Origin of the sequence: Amaricoccus solimangrovi (assembly GCF_006385685.1) — a bacterium.
Taxonomy (GTDB): Bacteria; Pseudomonadota; Alphaproteobacteria; order Rhodobacterales; family Rhodobacteraceae; genus Amaricoccus; species Amaricoccus solimangrovi.
This window is the reverse complement of the sequence record NZ_VFRP01000004.1, coordinates 50,673-68,472: the sequence shown is the minus strand read 5'-3', so window position 1 is coordinate 68,472 and position 17,800 is coordinate 50,673. Positions and strand designations below refer to the sequence as shown.

Below are 17,800 nucleotides of genomic sequence, written 5' to 3'. Positions count from 1 at the left end.
CCTGGCGGAGAGCCCGCGTCCGGCGCCGGGCAGGCCGGCGCGGAACTCCGGGATCACAAGCCCTTGCGTGACTTCGGGCGGCATGCGCGGTACCTTTGGCAGGACGGGACCTGGCAGAGGTAATCCCTTCCGCCCGGGGAGACAACCGCGAGCCGGTTCCGATGGCGGGGTTGCGTTCCGGGTATCCCCGCGCCTTTATCGGCCCCGCGGATCGAAGGAGAATACCCATGGGCGACAGGCTGGCCGGCAAGACGATCGTGATCACCGGCGCGAGCCGGGGGATCGGCGCGGCGGCGGCGGAGGCGATGGCGGCGGAGGGGGCGAGCCTGCTCCTGCTCGCACGCTCGTCGCAGGGGCTCACGGCGCTCGCGGAGAAGCTGCGCGCCGGCGGCGCGCGGGTCGAGGCGATGACCTGCGACGTGGCGCGCTATTCCCAGGTGGAGGCGGCGATCGGCCACGCCGCGGACTGGCTGGGCGGGCTCGACGCGCTCATCAACAACGCCGGCATGATCGACCCGATCGCCCCGCTCGCGACCGGCGATCCGGGCGAGTGGTCGCATCACATCGACGTCAATCTGAAGGGGATCTATCACGGGATGCGCGCCGCCCTCCCGGCGATGCGGGCGCGCGGGCGGGGGGTGATCGTGAACCTCAGCTCCGGCGCCGCGCGCAATCCGCTGGAGGGCTGGAGCGCCTATTGCGCCGGAAAGGCGGGGGTGGCGATGCTGACGCGCTGCGCCCATCTCGAGATGAAGGGGCACGGGATCCGCGTCTTCGGCCTCTCGCCAGGCACGGTCGCGACCGACATGCAGCGCCGGATCAAGGCCTCGGGCATCAACCCGGTGAGCCAGATGGATTTCGCGAGCCACGCGGCGCCCGAGGATCCGGCGAAGGCGCTGGTCTGGCTCTGCACCGACGCGGCGGCGGCCTTCGCGGGCGAGGAGATCTCGCTCCGCGATCCCGAGATGCGCGCGCGGATCGGCCTCGAGGGCGCGGCGCCGCCCCGCCGCTGAGGCGGCCGGGGATCCGCGGGGGGAGCGGGGCATGACGGAGGCGGGCGAGGCACCGCGCGAGGCGCGCGTCGAGCGGCTGAACCGCGCGGGCGAGGGCGTCGCGGGCGGCGAGGCGGCGCTCACCGTGCCCTTCGCCCTGCCCGGCGAGCGGGTGAGGGGCCTGCCCGTCGACGGGATACTCGTTCCGGACGAGATCGTCGAGGCCGCGCCGGAGCGCGTGACGCCGCCCTGCCGGCATTTCGGAACCTGCGGCGGCTGCGCGCTGCAACATGCCTCCGACGCCTTCCTCGCGCGCTGGAAGCGGGAGACGGTCGAGGTGGCGCTCGCCCGCCACGGCCTTTCGGCGCCGTTCCGGCCGGTCGCGACCTCGCCGGCGCGCTCCCGCCGGCGCGCGAGCTTCGCCGGGCGGCGGACGCGCAAGACCGTCGCGCTCGGCTTTCACGCGCGCCGGTCGGAGGCGGTGGTCGATATTATCGAATGCCCGCTGATCCGGCCCGAACTGCTCGCGGCCAAGCCGCTCCTCGCCGAGTTCACCGCGCTCGGCGCGGGGCGGGGCGGGACGATCCGGCTCGCGCTCACGAGCTCGGAGGGCGGGCTCGATCTCGACGTGCGCGAGGCGAAGCCGCTCGATGGGGCGGGGCTCGTCGCGGCGGCGCGGCTGGCGGAGGCGGGCGAGTTCGCGCGGCTGAGCTGGAACGGCGAGACGGTGGCGCTGCGCCGCCCGCCCTGGCAGGCCTTCGGCGCCGCGCGGGTGACGCCGCCGCCGGGCGGGTTCCTGCAGGCGACGGCGGAGGGACAGGCGGCGCTGACGGGCGCGGTGCTGGAGGCGGCCGGCGGCGCGCGGCGGGTCGCGGATCTCTTCTCGGGCTGCGGCACCTTCTCGCTGCCGCTCGCCGAGGGGGCGGAGGTGCGCGCGGTGGAGAATTCCGCGCCGGCGCTGGCCGCGCTCGACCGGGGTTGGCGCGAGGCGCGGGGCCTGCGTCGCGTGACGACCGAGCGGCGCGACCTCTTCCGCCGGCCGCTGACCGGCGCGGAACTCGACGCGTTCGAGGCGGTGGTGCTCGATCCCGCCCGCGCCGGGGCGGAGGCGCAGTCGCGCGCGCTCGCGGCCTCCCGCGTGCGCCGGGTCGCGATGGTCTCCTGCGATCCCGTCACCTTCGCACGCGACGTGGCGATCCTCGCCGAGGGCGGCTACCGGCTCGACTGGGTCCAGGTCGTGGACCAGTTCCGCTGGTCCGGCCATGTCGAGATCGCGGCGGCCCTCACCCGGTAGGGCGGACCTCGGTCCGCCGGAGAGGCGCGGCGCGGGATGGCGGGCCGGGGGGTGGCGGACAGATGTCCGCCCTACGCTATCCGGCCGCCGCGGTCGCCGACCTGGCCGCGATGGAGCAGGAGATGGTCGAGCAGGACGCAGGCCATCATCGCCTCGCCCACCGGCACCGCGCGGATGCCGACGCAGGGATCGTGGCGCCCCTTGGTCACGATCTCGGTCTCCTCGCCGGACTTCGTTATCGTGCGCCGCGGCGTCAGGATCGAACTCGTCGGCTTCACCGCGAAGCGCGCGACGATTTCCTGCCCGGTCGAGATGCCGCCCAGAATGCCGCCCGCGTGGTTCGAGGAATAGCGCGGGCCGTCGTTGCCCATGAAGATCTCGTCCGCGTTCTCCGAGCCGGTCAGTTCCGCCGAGGCGAAGCCCGCGCCGATCTCCACCCCCTTGACCGCGTTGATCGACATCATCGCCGCGGCGATCTCGGTGTCGAGCTTGCCGTAGACCGGCGCGCCGAGGCCGGGCGGCACGCCCTCGGCGCGGATCTCGACCACCGCGCCGATCGAATTGCCGGACTTGCGCAGCTGGTCGAGATAGTCGGCCCAGTCCGCGGCCGCGCCCTTGTCGGGGCACCAGAACGGATTCGCCCCGACCTCTTCCCAGTCCCAGGCGGCGGGATCGATCGCCATCGCCCCCATCCGCACCATCGCGCCCCGGATCCGCAGCCCGGGGACGAGTTCCGCCAGCGCGGCCCGGGCGACCCCGCCCGCGGCGACCCGCGCCGCCGTCTCCCGCGCGCTGGACCGGCCGCCGCCGCGATAGTCGCGGATCCCGTATTTCTGGAAATAGGTGATGTCCGCGTGGCCCGGCCGGAACTTCTCGGCGATGTCGCCATAGTCCTTCGAGCGCTGGTCGGTGTTGCGGATCATCAGGCTGATCGGCGTGCCGGTGGTCCTTCCCTCGAAGACGCCGGAGAGGATCTCGACCGCGTCGGCTTCGCGCCGCTGGGTGGTGAAGCGGCTGGTGCCGGGCTTGCGCGCGTCGAGCCAGGGCTGGATCGCCGCTTCCGACAGCGCCACGCCCGGCGGGCAGCCGTCGACGACGCAGCCGAGCGCCGGCCCGTGGCTCTCGCCCCAGGTGGTGACGCGGAACAGATGGCCGAAACCGTTGATCGACATGGGGGCGTTCCTCCTCTGCGCGGGCGCCTCCCCTTAGCGCGCGGGCGGGGCCGCGAAAAGCCCCGGGCCTCGCGCCGCCGCTTTACAGCCGCGCGGGACTCTGGAACCATCGCGGCCCGCAGGATGCAGGAGCGAGGCCCGATGTCCGACGACCAGACGCCCGCCGAAACGCCCCCCGAGACCAAGCTCACCCGGACCAAGCGTGCCTGGGCGGAACAGGGCCGCTTCCTGACCGGCCAGCACGGCCGGCCGGAGGCCGAGCGGCTGCCGCCGGGCCAGCATCTGGTGCGGGACTGGCCGGTGCTCGATCTCGGCGAACAGCCCGAGGTGCCGCTCACGGCCTGGCGGCTCGACATCCGGGGCATGGTCGGCAATCCCGTCACGCTCGACTGGGCGGCTTTCAGCGCGCTGCCCCGGAGCGAGACCCGTTCGGACATCCACTGCGTCACCACCTGGTCGCGCTACGACAACGACTGGGGCGGCGTGCTGACGCGGGACCTGCTCGACCTCGTCCAGCCTGACGGGGAAGCGGGGGCGGTGATGCTGACGAGCCACGACGGCTACGAGACGAACCTGACGCTCGCCGATTTCGCCGCGGCGGATGCGATCCTCGCGACCCACTGGCAGGGCGCGCCGCTCACGGTTGAGCATGGCGGGCCGATGCGCCTCGTGCTGCCGCGGCTCTATTTCTGGAAGAGCGCGAAATGGCTGCGCCGGATCGAGTTCCGCGCCCATGACGCGCCGGGCTTCTGGGAGCGCAACGGCTATCACATGCGCGGAGATCCCTGGGCGGAGGAGCGCTACGCCGGGGACTGACCGGGCCGGCGCGCGGAGGAGCGGGCGGGGCATCGCCGCCAAGCGAAAAGGCCCCGCCGGTCGGGCGGGGCCTTGATGCCGTCGGGCCGGCCTGGGGTCAGGCCCGCTTCTTGCCACCCTTGAAGGGCGACCAGATCTTCTTGTTGGTGAAGTAGAGCAGCACGCAGAGCAGCGCGAGGAACAGCACCGCGACGAGACCCGCCTGCTTGCGCGCCATCAGGTGCGGCTCCGCCGTCCACATCAGGAAGGCGGCCACGTCCTCGCCCATCTGCTCCACCGTCGCGGGCGTGCCGTCGGCGTATTCCACCTGGTCGTCGGAGAGCGGCGGCGCCATCGCCATCCAGCCGCCCGGGAAGGCGTGGTTGCCGTAGAGCGTCACGCCCGCCTCTTCCTTCTCCTCGCCGGTGAAGTCGTTGACGATCGAGGCGATGTGCTCCGGGCCGCCCATGCCGAACAGGATCTGGTTGATCCCGAGCCCGATCGGCCCGTGGAAGCCGGCGCGGGCCTTGGCCATCAGGCTGAGGTCCGGCGCGTTCGGGAGCGAGGACATCGGGAAATGGTCGGTCGGCGTCGCCGGCCGGTCCTCGCCCGTCGTGGCGTCGGTGACGGTATGCTCGGCCGCGAAGGCGCGCATCGCCTCCTCGCTCAGCGCCGGGCCGCCGGGATCGGCCAGGGTGCGGAAGGTCACGAACTTCAGCCCGTGGCAGGCCGAGCAGACTTCCGTGTAGACCTGCAGCCCGCGCTGCAGCTGCGACTGGTCGAACCGGCCGAACGGTCCTTCGAAGGAGAAGGAGAAGTCGGTGATCTCCGGCTCCTCCGCGGCCATCGCGGGCGTCGCGACGAGGCCGAGCGCGATCAGCGCCGGGCCCGCGAGACGGACGAGAATGGTCTTGGCTTGCATTGGCTCTGTCCCTCGCTCGTCTTATTCCGCCGGGTTTCCGACCAGCGTGGTTCCGCCGGTCGCCGGGCTGTAGTGGGCCGCGAAATCCTCCTCGATCGTCGCGGGCGGGGTCTCCGGCTTCTCCATCACGCCGAGGAGCGGCATGATCACCAGGAAGAAGGCGAACCAGTAGAGCGTCGCGAGCTGGCTGATGATGATGTAGGGCTGCTCCGCGGGCTGCGAGCCGCACCACATCAGCAGCACGAAATCGACGACCAGCAGCCAGAACCAGATCCTGAACATCGGACGGTACCGGCCCGAGCGCACCGCGCTCGTGTCGAGCCAGGGCAGCAGCACGAGCAGGATGATCGAGCCGAACATCGCGATCACGCCGCCGAGCTTCGAGTCGATGAACCAGATGTCGAAGGTGATCGCCCGGAGCATCGCGTAGAAGGGCAGGAAGTACCATTCCGGCACGATATGCGCGGGCGTCTGCAGCGGGTTCGCCTCGACGTAGTTGTCGGGGTGGCCGAGGAAGTTCGGCATGAAGCCCACGATCGCGGCGAAGACCACCAGCACGAAGACGAGCGCGTAGAGGTCCTTGATCACGAAATAGGGCCAGAAGGGCAGCGTGTCGGCTTCCGCCTCCTTCTTCGACGTGCGCCGCACCTCGACCCCGGTCGGGTTGTTGTTGCCGGTGGTGTGGAAGGCCCAGATGTGGACGATCACGAGGCCCGCGATCACGAAGGGCAGCAGATAGTGCAGCGAGAAGAAGCGGTTCAGCGTCGGGTTGTCGACCGCCGGCCCGCCGAGGAGCAGCGTCTGGATCGGCTCGCCCACCACCGGGATCGCGCCGAAGAGGCCGGTGATCACGGTCGCGCCCCAGAAGGACATCTGCCCCCAGGGCAGCACGTAGCCCATGAAGGCCGTGCCCATCATCAGCAGGTAGATGAGCATGCCGATGATCCAGGTGATCTCGCGCGGGGTCTTGTAGGAGCCGTAGTAGATGCCCCGGAAGATGTGGCAGTAGACCGCGAAGAAGAAGAGCGAGGCGCCGTTCGCATGGACGTAGCGCAGCGCCCAGCCGCCGTTCACGTCGCGCATGATGTGCTCGACGGAGGCGAAGGCGAGCGAGACATGGGGCGTGTAGTGCATCGCGAGCACGATGCCGGTCGCGATCTGGAGCGCGAGGCAGAACGCGAGCACGATGCCCCAGATCCACATCCAGTTCAGGTTCTTCGGCGTCGGAATGGTCAGCGTCGCATGCGCGAGGCCGATCACCGGCACGCGGCTCTCGACCCATTTCTCCGCCGCTGTCTCGGGCTCGTAATGGTCGTGCGGAATTCCAGACATTTTCTCTCCCTCGTTCCGCTCAGCCCAGTTCGACCACGGTATCGGAAACGCGGCGCATCACGGGGATGTGCAGGTTCCTGGGCGCCGGACCCTTGCGGATGCGGCCGGCGGTATCATAGTGCGAGCCATGACACGGGCAGAACCAGCCGCCGAAGTCCCCGGCCTCGCCGATCGGCACGCAGCCGAGATGGGTGCAGACGCCGGTCATGATCAGCCATTCGCCCGCCTCGTCGAGCGTGCGATTCTGGTCGGTCGCGGGCGCGTCGGGGGTCAGGTTCTCGTTCTCGGCCGTCGGGTCGACGAGCTCGGATATCTCCACGGCGCGGCCGGCCTCGATCTCCTCGGCGGTGCGGCGGCGGATGAAGACCGGCTTGCCGAGGAACTTGATGGTCAGCTGGCTGCCGGTCTCGACCCCCGAGATGTCGACCTGGATCGAGGCGAGCGCCTGCACATCCGCGCTGGGGTTCATCTGGTTGATGAGCGGCCAGACGGCGGCTCCGGTGGCGATCGCACCCGCCGCGCCGGTGGCGACGTAAAGGAAATCGCGCCGCGTTCCGGATGGTTCGTCTACATGGGCCACACGCCTTCTCCTTGCCTTACCCCGCGCGAGGGAGCGCAATTCGATCCCTCCGCCGGATGCCTCCATTCGGTCGGGTATCCCAGCCGTTTAGAACGGAACCAGCCGTCGGTCCAGCGACTTTGCGCCGCGGCGCACATCGCGCGGAGAGGGCGGAACCGGTCTCCGTCCCGCCCCGATCGGTCCGGAAGCCTTGGCACGGGCGGCCGGAAGGATTAAGTCGCCAGCGGCCCGGGCATCGAGACGGGCGGCCGGAGCCTGCTCATGAAGTGGTTGCGCGACCCGCGCGAATTCCTCCATCGCGTCGTGCATCGGCGTTTCGCTCTTCCGGCGCTGTTCGGCTATGCCTATCTCGAAGGCGCGATCCTGCCGATCCCGATCGAGGCGGTGATCGTTCCCTTCATGCAGCTTCGCCGCGACATCCTCTGGCTCATCCCCGCGATCGCGCTCGCCGGGTTCTTCGCCTCGGCGATCACCGGATTCGCGATCGGGGCGCTCGCCTACGAGCAGATCGGCGCGCCGCTGATCGCCTGGATGGGCTGGCAGGCGCAGTTCCGCGACGCCGAGCAGTTCCTGCAGGAATGGGGCTTCTGGGCGGTGGTGGCGCTCGGCTTCACGCCGCTGCCGACGCAGATCCTGATGATCGGCGCGGGCGCCTTCGGCGTGCCGACGCTGAGCTTCACCGTCGCCGTGCTGCTCGCGCGGGGCGCGCGCAACTTCGGCGTCGCGCTGCTCGTCTATCTCTTCGGCGACCGGGTGGCGCACTGGTTCCACAAGCGGCACCACGGGCACCCGGCGCCGATGGCGCGCCCGGGCGATCAGCCACCCCGGTGATAGGGGCCGCCCGCGCGGATCGATGCGGCGCGGTAGAGCTGCTCGCAGAGCATCACCCGGACCAGCATGTGCGGCCAGACCATGTGCCCGAGCGAGAGCAGGTAGTCCGCCCGGTCGCGCATCCCCCCCGAGAGCCCGTCCGCGCCGCCGATCGCGAAGGCGAGGTCGCGCGTCCCGGTCTCGGCCCAGCGCGCGAGGCTGGTCGCGAATTCGGGCGAGGTCATCATCTGCCCCCGCTCGTCGAGCGCGACGAGGAGCGAGCCCCTGGGCCGCGCCGCCTCGATCAGCGCGGCCTCGGCCTCCGGGCCGCCGCCCTTGCGGTCCTCGAGTTCGACGACGCGCGCCGGCCCGAGCCCGAGGGCCCGGCCCGTTCGGTCGAACCGGCCGAGATAGTCTTCGATCAGCGCCGCCTCCGGCCCGCCGCGCAACCGGCCGATGGCGAGGATATGGACCCGCATGTTGGCCTCCCTGTTCTCATGATCGGCCGCGCCGGCCGGCTTGTCGAGACGTTCGCGCCGCCGCGCTGTCTCCGCCCCGCCATCCGTGCTAGGCCACGCGGATGCCGGAGAGCCACGCCTTCGCGATCACCGAAAGCGGCCGGGAGCACGTCCGGGGCGACCCGACCCTGATCTTCCCCTGGTGGAGCTTCACCAAGACCGCGATCGCCATCCGCGCGCTGGGGCTCCACGAACGTGGCACGATCGATCTCGACGCGCCGCTCGAGGGCACCGGCTACACGCCGCGGCAGCTTCTCGCCCATACCGCCGGGCTGCCGGACTACGGCGCCCTCGCCGCCTATCACCGCGCCGTCGCGGCGGGCGAGGATCCCTGGCCGCGCGACAGGCTCCTCGGCGCGGCGCTGGCGGGCGGGCCGCTCTTCGCGCCGGGTGAGGGCTGGGCCTATTCCAACATCGGCTACATGTTCGCCCGCGAGCATCTCGAGGCGGCGACGGGCCGGAGCCTCGCGAGCCTGCTCGACGAGATGATCCTCCGGCCGCTCGGCCTCGGAAGCGTCGAACTCGCGACCACGCGCGCGGCCTTCTCGCGCGTGCATTGGCGCGCCGCGGCCAGCTACCATCCGGGATGGGTCTATCACGGCTGCCTGATCGGCTCCGCGCGCGACGCCGCGATGCTGCTGCGCGGCCTCGTCTCCGGCCAGCTGCTCGGCGCCGAGGCATGGCGGGCGATGCGCGCGCCGCGCCGCCTCGGCGACGCCGTGCCGGGGCGGCCCTGGACGGAGCATGGCTATGGCCTCGGGCTGATGATCGGAAGGATGGGGAAGGCCGGGCGCGCGATCGGCCATTCGGGCGGCGGGCCGTTCGGGACCTGCGCGGTCTATCACTTTCCGGATCGGCCGGATCCCGTCACTGTCGCGTGTTTCGCCGAGGGAACCGATCCGGGCGGGCCGGAATCCGACGCCGCCGGGATCGCGGCGCGCCTGTGAGGCGCCGGGACAGGCGGATCGGGCGCGCAGGCCTGCCCGCGCATCTCCGGCTCCCGAGGCGCCGGGGGGCGGGGGATCGGGGCGCCGCCCGGACGGAGCGGCGCCGGCCTGGCTCAGACCGTGGTCGCGGCGGTCGGCTTCGCCGCCTCGCGCGGCATCCACATCTTCTCGAGCTGGTAGAACTCGCGCACTTCGGGGCGAAAGACATGGACGATCACGTCGCCCGCGTCGATCAGCACCCAGTCGCCGAGTTCCTGGCCCTCGGTCCGGACCAGAAGCCCGAGATCCTGCTTCAGCCGGTCGGCGAGATGCTCGGCGATCGCGGCCACCTGGCGCGACGACCGGCCCGTGGCGATCACCATGTGATCGGCCATTTCCGACTTGCCGGCGAGCGGGATCGAGAGGATGTCCTCCGCCTTGTCGTCTTCGAGCGAGGCGAGGACGGTCGACAGCAGCGAACCGCCGTCGGATTTCCCCGAAGCGGGCATGAAGCTGTCCGCGGGGGACGCGGCCGAGGCCGCCGGGGAGTGCTGGGACAGGTTTCTGTTCCTCCGTGACTTGCGCCGTTCGCCCGGCGCTGACATCCCATAATGTAGCGCGGATGCCCCCTTCTCTCAAGAAGGCCGTCGGCGCCGCGTCAAGGATGGCTCGGCCCCGCCTCGCGCGGGAGCCGGCCGATCCGCTCGGTCAGCAGTGAGAAGAAGGCGTCGGCGTCGATCTCGCGGATGAAGCGGACGTTGCGCGGGCGCGTCGTGACGCCCCACCAGTCGACCACCGTCTGCCCCATCGTGAGTTCCGACCCGGTCTCGATCTCGACATTGACGAGCCCGCCGCCGAAGATCCCGGGCGCGAGCAGCCAGGCGATCACGCAAGGATCGTGCAGCGGCCCGCCGTCGGTGCCGTATTTCGCCTCGTCGAACCGCTCGAAGAATTCGAGCAGCGCGACCACCGCGTCGCCGACCGGCGTGCGCAGGTCGCGGATCGCGGCGATCCGGTCCGCCCGCGTCAGCGCCTTGTGGGTCACGTCGAGCGGCATCATCGTCACCGGCACGCCCGCCGCGCCCGCCGCTCCGAGCACCGCCTTCGCCGCGTGCGGATCGACGAGGATGTTGAATTCCGCGACCGGCGTGGTGTTGCCGCCCTCGAAGGCGCCGCCGCCCATGGTCACGATCTCGCGCACCCTCGGCACGATCTCCGGCGCCTTCGCAAAGGCGAGCGCGACGTTGGTGAGCGGGCCGAGCGTGCAGAGCGTGACCGCCCCCGGCTCCTCGCGCCGCAGCGTCTCGACGATGAAATCGGCGGCGTGGGCCGCGCGGAGCGGCATGACCGGCTCCGGCAGGTCCGGCCCGTCGAGCCCGGTGCGGCCATGCACCGCCTCGGCCGTGACGAGCTTCCGGCTGAGCGGCCGGGCCGCGCCGGCGTGGACCGCGAGATCGCTCCGCCCCGCGAGTTCGCAGATCCGGCGCGCGTTGCGCTCGGTCAGCGCGAGCGGCACGTTGCCCGCGACGGCGGTGAGGCCGAGCACCTCGAGCTCCGGGCTCGCGAGCGCGAGCAGGATCGCGATGGCGTCGTCCTGGCCGGGATCGGTGTCGATGATGATCTTGCGGGGCGCGGAGGTCATGGCGACTCCAGGAGACGGGAAGGCCGGCCGCGACGGCGGCCGGCCCCTTCCGGAAGGTCCGGAGGATCAGGCGGGAACGAGCTGGCCCCGGACGAGCTTCTCGTAGTCGCGCGCGATCTCCTTCGTGAGCTCGCCCACCTCGAAGCTGTACTCGCCGATCTGCCCGACCGGCGTGACCTCGGCGGCGGTGCCGGTCAGCCAGCACTGCTGGAAATCGGCCATCTCGCTCGGCTCGATATGGCGCTCGTTCACGCGGATGCCCTTCGCGCGCAGCATCCCGATCACCGTCTGGCGGGTGATGCCGTTCAGGAAGCAGTCGGGCTCGGGCGTGTGCACCTCGCCGTCCTTGACGAAGAAGACGTTCGCGCCGGTCGCCTCCGCGACATAGCCGCGGTAGTCCATCATCAGCGCGTCCGAGCAGCCCTTGGCCTCGGCCGCGTGCTTGGACATGGTGCAGATCATGTAGAGACCCGCCGCCTTCGCCGCGCTCGGGATCGTCTCCGGGCTCGGACGCTTCCATTTCGAGATGTCGAGCTTGGCGCCCTTCATCTTCGCATCGCCGTAATAGGCGCCCCATTCCCAGACCGCGATCGCGCAATGGACCGGGTTGCGGTTCGACGCCACGCCCATGTCCTCGCCCGAGCCGCGCCAGATGATCGCGCGGACATAGGAATCCGGCATGTTCATCTTCTCGACCGTCGCCGCCTTCGCCGCCTCGATCTCCTCGAAGGAGAAGGGATGCGGCATGTCGAGCAGGTCGCAGGAGTTCAGGAGCCGCGTCGTGTGCTCGGCGCTCTTGAAGATCCTGCCGCCGTAGCTCCGCTCGCCCTCGAAGACGGCGCTCGCATAGTGCAGCGCGTGGGTCAGCACATGCACCTTGGCCTCGCGCCACGGCACGAAGGCGCCGTCCATCCAGATGACACCGTCGCGGTCGTCATACGCCCCAGCCATGATACGCTCCTAGAATTTCACAGTCTCGTTTCAGCTTGTTTCGCAGCCGGTGCCGCGTGCGACAGTTTCTTTCCCGGCTTCGGCCTTGGCGGTATCATTCGCCCCTTGGAATGTCAACATGTCTGACATAAACTGCGCGCCCGAGGAGCAAGGCGGCCCGACGAGGGGCTGCGAGGCAGGACATGGCACAGGGCAGGCATTCCGCGACCACGACCCGGGGCGAGCAGCTCCTGTTCCTGACGGACGAGCAGCTGCGCCAGGGTATCGAACTGATGTTCTTCGCATATCGCGGCTTCACCGCCGATCCGGACCGGATGCTGGAGGAGCGCGGCTACGGCCGGGCGCATCATCGCGCGATCCATTTCATCAACCGCCGGCCGGGGCTCACGGTCAACGAGCTTCTCGACATCCTGCGGGTCACGAAGCAGAGCCTCAACCGCGTCCTGCGCCAGCTCGTCGAGGACCGGCTGGTGGCGAGTCGCGTCGGCCGGGAGGACCGCCGGCAGCGCAACCTCTATCTGACCGAGGCCGGCCGGCAGCTCGAGCAGGAGCTCTCCGCCGCGCAGCGCCGGCGCATGCGCGTCGCCTTCTCGAACGCCGGACCCGAGGCGGTGCACGGCTTCCGCCAGGTGCTGGAGCAGATGATCGATCCGGAACTGCGCGAACAGGTGCTGCGCTCGCTCGAGGCGGCGCGGCCATGAACGGGGAGAGACCCGGCAAGGAGGCGCATGTGCTCGTCGTCGACGACGATTCGCGCATCCGCGAGCTCCTGCGCAAGTTCCTGACCCGCGAGGGGTTCTGGGTGACCGCCGCGCGCGACGCGGCCCATGCGCGCCGGCTGCTCGAGGGGCTCGATTTCGACATCATCGTCTGCGACGTGATGATGCCGGGCGAGGACGGGCTCCGGCTGACCGCGAGCCTGCGCGAGCATCTCTCGACGCCGATCCTGCTCCTGACCGCGCGCGGCGACGCGGACGACCGGATCAAGGGGCTGGAGGCGGGCGCCGACGACTACCTGCCGAAACCATTCGAGCCGCGCGAGCTGCTGCTCCGGATCCACGCGATCCTGCGCCGGGTGCCGAAGCCGCCGGCGAAGGCCGAGCCGCCGAGGACCCTGCAGCTCGGCGAGGTACGCTATGACCTGACGCGGGGCGAGCTCTGGCGCGGGCGCGAGCCGATCCGGCTGACCGCGACCGAGGCGATGCTGATGCGCATCTTCGCCGCGCGGGCGCATGAGCCGGTGAGCCGGCAGGAACTGGTCGAGGATCTCGGCGGCGGCATCGCCGAGGCGCAGGAGCGCGCGGTCGACGTGCAGATCACCCGGCTGCGGCGCAAGATCGAACTCGATCCGAAGGCGCCGCGGTATCTGCAGACGGTGCGGGGCTCGGGCTACATGCTGGCGCCGGACTGAGCCGGGCGGGGGCGATCCCGCCTGTGGCGGGATCGGACGGAGCGGCGCTTTGGCCGCGAGTCCTTTTTCTCCCCGCCTGTTGGCGGGGCCCCTCGCTCCGGCGCCTGACGGCTCCTGCGCGGACTGCCCGATAGATTTCATGCCCATATGAAACATGGGAAGAAGCGAGCCGCGCGCCGGGCACCCGGCGGCCCGAACAGCCGGCGGATGCGACGTGGCGCGCCGCTTCCGGCGGAGCGCCCCGAGAGGCGAAGGTTCCGGAGCGCGCCGCGGGCGCGGCCTTGCCACGGGCGGAGCGCCAGACGCGGCGCCACCGCCCGGAGGGCTCGCCTCAGCGGCCCTCGAACCGGGGCGCGCGGCGTTCCTTCCGAGCGGCGAGCCCCTCGGCGTGGTCGGCCGAGGCGAAGCAGGCGGCGACGCGGGTCCGGGCGGCCTCGGCGTCGAGCGCGCCCCGCGTCAGTTCGAGGATCGTGCGCTTCATGCCGCGCACGGCGAGCGGGGCGAGCCCTTCCAGCGTGGCCGTCATCCCGGACACCTTCGCGTCGAGCGCCTCGGGCGCGACGAGGTGATCGAGGAAGCCGTGCGCCAGCAGCGCCTCCGCCTCGAATTCCTCGGCGAGCAGGAAGATCCGCCGCGCCATCTGCGCGCCGAGCCGCTGGATCGCGCGATCGATGCCCGCCGGCTCGTAATGGATGCCCAGCCGGGCGGGGGGCGCGAAGGCGCGCATGCCCGTCACCCCGACGCGGAAGTCGCAGGCGAGCGCCAGTTCGACACCGCCGCCATAGACCCCGCCGTTCAGCGCCGCGATCGTCGGGGCGGGAAACCGCTCCAGCGTGTCGCAGAGGCGCGTCAGCGGGTTGTCCGTCGCGAAATCGAGTTCCGCCACGTCGCCGAGCGACACGCCGGAGCAGAAGCTCCCGCCCGTCCCCGTCAGCACGAGGGCGCGGAGATCCTCCTCCGCCCATGCCTCCAGCGTCTCGCGCAGCGCCCCGAGCGCGGCGGCGTCGAGCGCGTTGTGCGCCTCCGGCCGGTTCAGCGTGAGCCGGCCGGTCCGGCCGTCCAGACGGGCGTCGATCATCATGAAACCTCGAATTCCGCGACGACGGGAACGTGGTCGCTCGGCTGGGTCCAGCCGCGGGCGGATTTCAGGATCCGGCTGCCGCCCGAGCGTTCGGCCAGGTCGGGCGTCGCCCAGATATGGTCGAGCCGGCGGCCCTTGTCCGCCGCCTCCCAGTTCGGCGAGCGGTACGACCACCAGGAATAGAGCCGCCCGTCGGGAATGTCCTTGCGCGTGACGTCCACCCAGTGCCCGGCGAGGCGCATCGCCTCCATCGCCTCGGTCTCGACCGGCGTGTGCGAGACGATCCGGAGGAGCTGGCGGTGGTTCCAGACGTCGTCCTCGCGCGGGGCGATGTTGAGATCGCCGACGAGGATCGCCGCGTGGGGCCGCTCGGCGGCGAACCAGGCGCGCAGCTCCTCGAGGAAGCTCAGCTTGTGATGGAACTTGGGATTGAGCTTCGGGTCGGGAATGTCGCCGCCCGCGGGGATGTAGAGATTGTGGATCACCGCCCCGCCCGGCAGCCGCGCCGCGACGTGGCGCGCGTCGCCCATCGCGCAGAAGTCGCGCTGGCCCGCGTCCTCGATCGGCACGCGCGAGAGGATCGCCACTCCGTTGTAGCCCTTCTGGCCGCGCATCACGACATGGCCGTAGCCGAGCGCGCGGAAGCCTTCGAGCGGCACCTTCTCGGCCGGGGACTTGATCTCCTGCAGGCAGAGGATGTCCGGCGCTTCCTCGCGCAGCAGGCGCAGCACGAGTTCCTCGCGCAGGCGCACCGAGTTGATGTTCCAGGTGCAGACCTTCAGCGGCATTGTCTCGTGCGAACTCCGGGCTTGGGCCCGGAGTTTCTAGCGGCCCGCGCGGCGAGGGCAAGCCCCCTCAGGGCACGAGGCGGTAGCCGCCGGGCTCGGTCACCAGGATCCGCGCATTGGTCGGGTCGGGTTCGATCTTCTGCCGCAGCCGGTAGATATGCGTCTCGAGCGTATGGGTCGTCACGCCGGCGTTGTAGCCCCAGACCTCGTGCAGCAGCTCGTCGCGCGGCACCACCGAGTCGTTCGCGCGGTAGAGGTACTTCAGGATGTTGGTTTCCTTCTCGGTCAGCCGGATCTTCTTCTCCTTCGGGTCGAGCAGCATCTTGGCCGCCGGCTTGAAGGTGTAGGGGCCGACGCCGAAGACCGCGTCCTCCGACTGTTCGTGCTGGCGCAGCTGCGCCCGGATCCGGGCGAGCAGCACCGGAAGCTTGAAGGGCTTCGCGATGTAGTCGTTCGCGCCCGAATCGAGGCCGAGCACCGTGTCGCTGTCCGAGACATGGCCGGTCAGCATCAGGATCGGGCATTTGACGTCGTGCTTGCGCATCAGCCGGCAGAGCTCGCGCCCGTCCATGTCGGGCAGGCCGACGTCGAGGATGACGAGGTCGTAATGCTGCTCGCCCGCCTTCGCGAGCCCCTCGGCCCCGGTCCCGGCCTCGAACACGTCGAATTCCTCGGTCATGACCAGCTGGTCGGCCAGCGCCTCGCGCAGGTCGGCGTCGTCGTCGACCATCAGGATCTTCTTCAGAGTGCTCATTTCGCGCTCCCTTCGCGTCTTCATGGGGGTGAGTTGTTTTGGCCCCCGCTTTCGCGCAATATTTCCGCCGTCCCTCTCACGCGACCGTGTCTCCAGGCAGGGTTTTGTTTCACTTCGCCGCGTCCGGAACTATGTGAGGGATCCCGCGATCGCCCCTCCGGAGGTGCCACAGAATGACCCTAGGCCCTGGTCCCGTCGAAAGGCTCGCCCGTCTCAGGGGCGATCTGCGCCTCGGCGTGCCCGTGCTGCTGATCGAGGGCGAGACGGCGGCGCTGGTCCTCGCCGCGGAGACGGCGACGGCGGAGCGGCTCGGCGCGCTGCGCGCGCGGGGCCATGTCGATCTCGCGATCTCCGACTGGCGCGCCGAGACGCTGAAGGCGCGCGCCTATGATGGCGACGTGGCCCGGGTGGTCCTGCCCGGCGACGCCGATCTCGGCTGGGTGCGCGCCACGGCCGATCCCTCGGCCGATCTGCGCTATCCGATGAAGGGCCCCTATGCGACGCGCCGCGACGGCTCGGCGGCGCTCCATCGCGCGGCGATCCGGCTCGCGAAACAGGCGCGGCTCCTGCCCGCGGCGCTCGTCGCGCCCGTGGCGCCCGGCGAGGTGCCGGGGCTGATCGCCGAGGGGATCAGCGCGCTCGACATCTCCTTCATCCACGACGAGCCCGGCCCGCTCCGCGACGTGGCCGCCGCGCGGGTGCCGCTCGAAGTGTCGGAGGCGGGGCGGGTGCACGTCTTTCGTCCCGGCGACGGCGGCGAGGAGCATTACGCGGTCGAGATCGGCGCGCCGGACCGGGCCGAGCCGGTGCTCTGCCGGCTGCATTCCGCCTGTTTCACCGGCGACGTGATCGGGAGCCTGAAATGCGACTGCGGCCCGCAGCTGCGCGCCGCGCTGGCGCAGATCGGCGCCGGGGGGGCGGGCGTCCTGCTCTACCTGAACCAGGAGGGCAGGGGGATCGGGCTTGCGAACAAGATGCGGGCCTATGCGCTGCAGGACGAGGGGTTCGACACGGTGGAGGCGAACCACCGGCTGGGGTTCGAGGATGACGAGCGCGACTTCCGGCTCGGCGCCAACATCCTGAAGACGATGGGCTTCTCGAAGGTCCGGCTGATGACGAACAACCCGCGCAAGGTCGCGATGCTGTCGCATTGCGGGCTGGAGGTCACGGAGCGGGTGCCGCTGCGCGTCGGGCTCACCCGGTTCAACGAGGATTATCTGCGGGTGAAGGCGGCGAAGAGCGGCCATCTGCTGTGACGCCGCATCTTTTCGTCGGCCCCTGGGGCGCGCGGTTCGCCGGGCGCCGCTTTCCCTGCGCGGTGGGCCGGGGCGGGATCGGCGCGAAGCGGAGCGAGGGCGACGGGGTCACGCCGGCGGGCGCGCATCGGCTCGAGGCGCTGCTCTATCGCCCGGATCGCGCCATCGGGCGGGCGGGCGCGCGGGCGCTCCGGGGCGGCCGGGCGATCGGGCCGCGCGACGGATGGTCCGACGATCCGGCGGATCCGGCCTACAACACCGCGGTTTCCCTGCCGCGCGCGGCGTGCCACGAGCGGCTGCGGCGCGCCGATCCGATGTACGATCTCGTCGGCGTGCTCGACTGGAACCGCCATCCGGTCGTGCCGGGGCGCGGCAGCGCGATCTTCCTGCATCTCTGGCGGCGGCCGCGGCGGCCGACGGCCGGCTGCGTCGCCTTCCGGGGGGCGGATCTCGTCTGGATCCTCGCGCGCTGGACTCCCCGGTCGCGGGTGATCGTGACCGGGCGTTGACCAACCGGGCGAAGGCTCCGGGATCGGCGTCGGGCGGTGCTTGGCGAGCGGGAACAAATCAGGTACA

The 17,800-nt window shown here is 71.0% G+C and carries 20 protein-coding genes; 9 read left to right on the top strand and 11 right to left on the bottom strand.

The features are described from left to right. Positions 1–227: 227 nt before the first annotated feature. Positions 228–1,013 (top strand): SDR family oxidoreductase, encoded by a 786-nt coding sequence (locus FJM51_RS06570; protein WP_140453329.1) that lies wholly within the window; start codon positions 228–230, stop codon positions 1,011–1,013. A gap of 31 nt (positions 1,014–1,044) precedes the next feature. After that, a complete protein-coding gene (locus FJM51_RS06565) occupies positions 1,045–2,286 on the top strand; it encodes a class I SAM-dependent RNA methyltransferase (protein WP_140453328.1) in 1,242 nt (413 codons plus the stop codon). Between the two features lie 71 nt (positions 2,287–2,357). On the opposite strand, the gene aroC is transcribed toward FJM51_RS06565, so the two are convergent. Further along, positions 2,358–3,458 carry a chorismate synthase gene (gene aroC / locus FJM51_RS06560; RefSeq protein ID WP_140453327.1) on the bottom strand — a complete coding sequence of 367 codons (1,101 nt, stop codon included), beginning with the start codon at positions 3,456–3,458 and terminating at the stop codon, positions 2,358–2,360. 141 nt (positions 3,459–3,599) lie between these two features. Between aroC and FJM51_RS06555 the strand changes: the two genes are divergently transcribed. After that, the gene (locus FJM51_RS06555; RefSeq protein ID WP_140453326.1) at positions 3,600–4,274 is read left to right on the top strand and encodes a sulfite oxidase-like oxidoreductase; all 675 of its coding nucleotides are present in this window, start codon (positions 3,600–3,602) and stop codon (positions 4,272–4,274) included. Positions 4,275–4,371: 97 nt separating this feature from the next. Here the strand turns inward: FJM51_RS06555 and FJM51_RS06550 are convergent, their stop codons facing one another. From FJM51_RS06550 to petA, 3 genes are read right to left on the bottom strand one after another with little or no spacing between them, the layout of a single operon-like run. Continuing rightward, positions 4,372–5,175 (bottom strand): cytochrome c1, encoded by an 804-nt coding sequence (locus FJM51_RS06550; protein WP_140453325.1) that lies wholly within the window; start codon positions 5,173–5,175, stop codon positions 4,372–4,374. 21 nt (positions 5,176–5,196) lie between these two features. Then, positions 5,197–6,507, bottom strand: coding sequence for a cytochrome b (locus tag FJM51_RS06545; protein WP_140453324.1), 1,311 nt, complete (start codon positions 6,505–6,507; stop codon positions 5,197–5,199). A 19-nt stretch (positions 6,508–6,526) separates the two neighbouring features. Continuing rightward, the gene (petA, locus tag FJM51_RS06540; RefSeq protein ID WP_140453323.1) at positions 6,527–7,087 is read right to left on the bottom strand and encodes a ubiquinol-cytochrome c reductase iron-sulfur subunit; all 561 of its coding nucleotides are present in this window, start codon (positions 7,085–7,087) and stop codon (positions 6,527–6,529) included. Between the two features lie 261 nt (positions 7,088–7,348). Between petA and FJM51_RS06535 the strand changes: the two genes are divergently transcribed. Further along, positions 7,349–7,918: a YqaA family protein gene (locus FJM51_RS06535; protein ID WP_140453322.1), complete on the top strand. Its 570-nt coding sequence runs from the start codon at positions 7,349–7,351 to the stop codon at positions 7,916–7,918. Here FJM51_RS06535 and rlmH read toward each other — a convergent pair. After that, on the bottom strand, positions 7,903–8,376 hold the full coding sequence (gene rlmH, locus FJM51_RS06530) for a 23S rRNA (pseudouridine(1915)-N(3))-methyltransferase RlmH (protein ID WP_140453321.1): 474 nt from the start codon (positions 8,374–8,376) through the stop codon (positions 7,903–7,905). The genes FJM51_RS06535 and rlmH overlap by 16 nt on opposite strands. A 101-nt stretch (positions 8,377–8,477) precedes the next feature. On the opposite strand from rlmH, the gene FJM51_RS06525 reads away from it, so the two are divergent. Then, positions 8,478–9,362: a serine hydrolase domain-containing protein gene (locus FJM51_RS06525; protein WP_140453320.1), complete on the top strand. Its 885-nt coding sequence runs from the start codon at positions 8,478–8,480 to the stop codon at positions 9,360–9,362. Between the two features lie 113 nt (positions 9,363–9,475). On the opposite strand, the gene rsfS is transcribed toward FJM51_RS06525, so the two are convergent. From rsfS to FJM51_RS06510, 3 genes are all read right to left on the bottom strand, one after another. After that, positions 9,476–9,850 (bottom strand): ribosome silencing factor, encoded by a 375-nt coding sequence (gene rsfS, locus FJM51_RS06520; protein ID WP_140453319.1) that lies wholly within the window; start codon positions 9,848–9,850, stop codon positions 9,476–9,478. Between the two features lie 149 nt (positions 9,851–9,999). Beyond that, positions 10,000–10,983 (bottom strand): nucleoside hydrolase, encoded by a 984-nt coding sequence (locus tag FJM51_RS06515; protein WP_140453318.1) that lies wholly within the window; start codon positions 10,981–10,983, stop codon positions 10,000–10,002. Between the two features lie 66 nt (positions 10,984–11,049). Next, positions 11,050–11,934, bottom strand: a complete 885-nt coding sequence (locus FJM51_RS06510; protein ID WP_140453317.1) for a branched-chain amino acid aminotransferase — start codon at positions 11,932–11,934, stop codon at positions 11,050–11,052. Between the two features lie 182 nt (positions 11,935–12,116). Between FJM51_RS06510 and FJM51_RS06505 the strand changes: the two genes are divergently transcribed. Further along, a complete protein-coding gene (locus FJM51_RS06505; protein WP_140453316.1) occupies positions 12,117–12,635 on the top strand; it encodes a MarR family winged helix-turn-helix transcriptional regulator in 519 nt (172 codons plus the stop codon). Next, positions 12,632–13,345 (top strand): response regulator, encoded by a 714-nt coding sequence (locus FJM51_RS06500; RefSeq protein ID WP_140453315.1) that lies wholly within the window; start codon positions 12,632–12,634, stop codon positions 13,343–13,345. Before FJM51_RS06505 ends, FJM51_RS06500 begins: the two co-directional genes overlap by 4 nt. Before the next feature lie 331 nt (positions 13,346–13,676). Here the strand turns inward: FJM51_RS06500 and FJM51_RS06495 are convergent, their stop codons facing one another. The 3 genes from FJM51_RS06495 to FJM51_RS06485 form a co-directional block, all read right to left on the bottom strand. Next, on the bottom strand, positions 13,677–14,423 hold the full coding sequence (locus FJM51_RS06495) for an enoyl-CoA hydratase/isomerase family protein (RefSeq protein WP_181164467.1): 747 nt from the start codon (positions 14,421–14,423) through the stop codon (positions 13,677–13,679). Beyond that, positions 14,423–15,214 (bottom strand): exodeoxyribonuclease III, encoded by a 792-nt coding sequence (locus FJM51_RS06490; protein ID WP_140453313.1) that lies wholly within the window; start codon positions 15,212–15,214, stop codon positions 14,423–14,425. The genes FJM51_RS06495 and FJM51_RS06490 overlap by 1 nt, the downstream gene beginning before the upstream one ends. Before the next feature lie 67 nt (positions 15,215–15,281). Then, positions 15,282–15,968, bottom strand: coding sequence for a response regulator transcription factor (locus FJM51_RS06485; protein ID WP_140453312.1), 687 nt, complete (start codon positions 15,966–15,968; stop codon positions 15,282–15,284). A 173-nt stretch (positions 15,969–16,141) separates the two neighbouring features. On the opposite strand from FJM51_RS06485, the gene ribA reads away from it, so the two are divergent. After that, positions 16,142–17,224, top strand: coding sequence for a GTP cyclohydrolase II (gene ribA, locus FJM51_RS06480; protein ID WP_140453311.1), 1,083 nt, complete (start codon positions 16,142–16,144; stop codon positions 17,222–17,224). Then, the gene (locus tag FJM51_RS06475) at positions 17,221–17,733 is read left to right on the top strand and encodes a L,D-transpeptidase family protein (protein WP_140453310.1); all 513 of its coding nucleotides are present in this window, start codon (positions 17,221–17,223) and stop codon (positions 17,731–17,733) included. Before ribA ends, FJM51_RS06475 begins: the two co-directional genes overlap by 4 nt. The last annotated feature ends 67 nt before the right edge of the window (positions 17,734–17,800 follow it).

What these genes read in the sequence shown, in the direction of transcription:
- FJM51_RS06570 (WP_140453329.1), top strand. Translation starts at nt 228, where the DNA reads ATGGGCGACAGGCTGGCCGGCAAGACGATCGTGATCACCGGCGCGAGC.
- FJM51_RS06565 (WP_140453328.1), top strand. Translation starts at nt 1,045, where the DNA reads ATGACGGAGGCGGGCGAGGCACCGCGCGAGGCGCGCGTCGAGCGGCTG.
- aroC (WP_140453327.1), bottom strand. Translation starts at nt 3,458, where the DNA reads ATGTCGATCAACGGTTTCGGCCATCTGTTCCGCGTCACCACCTGGGGC.
- FJM51_RS06555 (WP_140453326.1), top strand. Translation starts at nt 3,600, where the DNA reads ATGTCCGACGACCAGACGCCCGCCGAAACGCCCCCCGAGACCAAGCTC.
- FJM51_RS06550 (WP_140453325.1), bottom strand. Translation starts at nt 5,175, where the DNA reads ATGCAAGCCAAGACCATTCTCGTCCGTCTCGCGGGCCCGGCGCTGATC.
- FJM51_RS06545 (WP_140453324.1), bottom strand. Translation starts at nt 6,507, where the DNA reads ATGTCTGGAATTCCGCACGACCATTACGAGCCCGAGACAGCGGCGGAG.
- FJM51_RS06535 (WP_140453322.1), top strand. Translation starts at nt 7,349, where the DNA reads ATGAAGTGGTTGCGCGACCCGCGCGAATTCCTCCATCGCGTCGTGCAT.
- rlmH (WP_140453321.1), bottom strand. Translation starts at nt 8,376, where the DNA reads ATGCGGGTCCATATCCTCGCCATCGGCCGGTTGCGCGGCGGGCCGGAG.
- FJM51_RS06525 (WP_140453320.1), top strand. Translation starts at nt 8,478, where the DNA reads ATGCCGGAGAGCCACGCCTTCGCGATCACCGAAAGCGGCCGGGAGCAC.
- rsfS (WP_140453319.1), bottom strand. Translation starts at nt 9,850, where the DNA reads ATGCCCGCTTCGGGGAAATCCGACGGCGGTTCGCTGCTGTCGACCGTC.
- FJM51_RS06515 (WP_140453318.1), bottom strand. Translation starts at nt 10,983, where the DNA reads ATGACCTCCGCGCCCCGCAAGATCATCATCGACACCGATCCCGGCCAG.
- FJM51_RS06510 (WP_140453317.1), bottom strand. Translation starts at nt 11,934, where the DNA reads ATGGCTGGGGCGTATGACGACCGCGACGGTGTCATCTGGATGGACGGC.
- FJM51_RS06505 (WP_140453316.1), top strand. Translation starts at nt 12,117, where the DNA reads ATGGCACAGGGCAGGCATTCCGCGACCACGACCCGGGGCGAGCAGCTC.
- FJM51_RS06500 (WP_140453315.1), top strand. Translation starts at nt 12,632, where the DNA reads ATGAACGGGGAGAGACCCGGCAAGGAGGCGCATGTGCTCGTCGTCGAC.
- FJM51_RS06495 (WP_181164467.1), bottom strand. Translation starts at nt 14,423, where the DNA reads ATGATCGACGCCCGTCTGGACGGCCGGACCGGCCGGCTCACGCTGAAC.
- FJM51_RS06490 (WP_140453313.1), bottom strand. Translation starts at nt 15,214, where the DNA reads ATGCCGCTGAAGGTCTGCACCTGGAACATCAACTCGGTGCGCCTGCGC.
- FJM51_RS06485 (WP_140453312.1), bottom strand. Translation starts at nt 15,968, where the DNA reads ATGAGCACTCTGAAGAAGATCCTGATGGTCGACGACGACGCCGACCTG.
- ribA (WP_140453311.1), top strand. Translation starts at nt 16,142, where the DNA reads ATGACCCTAGGCCCTGGTCCCGTCGAAAGGCTCGCCCGTCTCAGGGGC.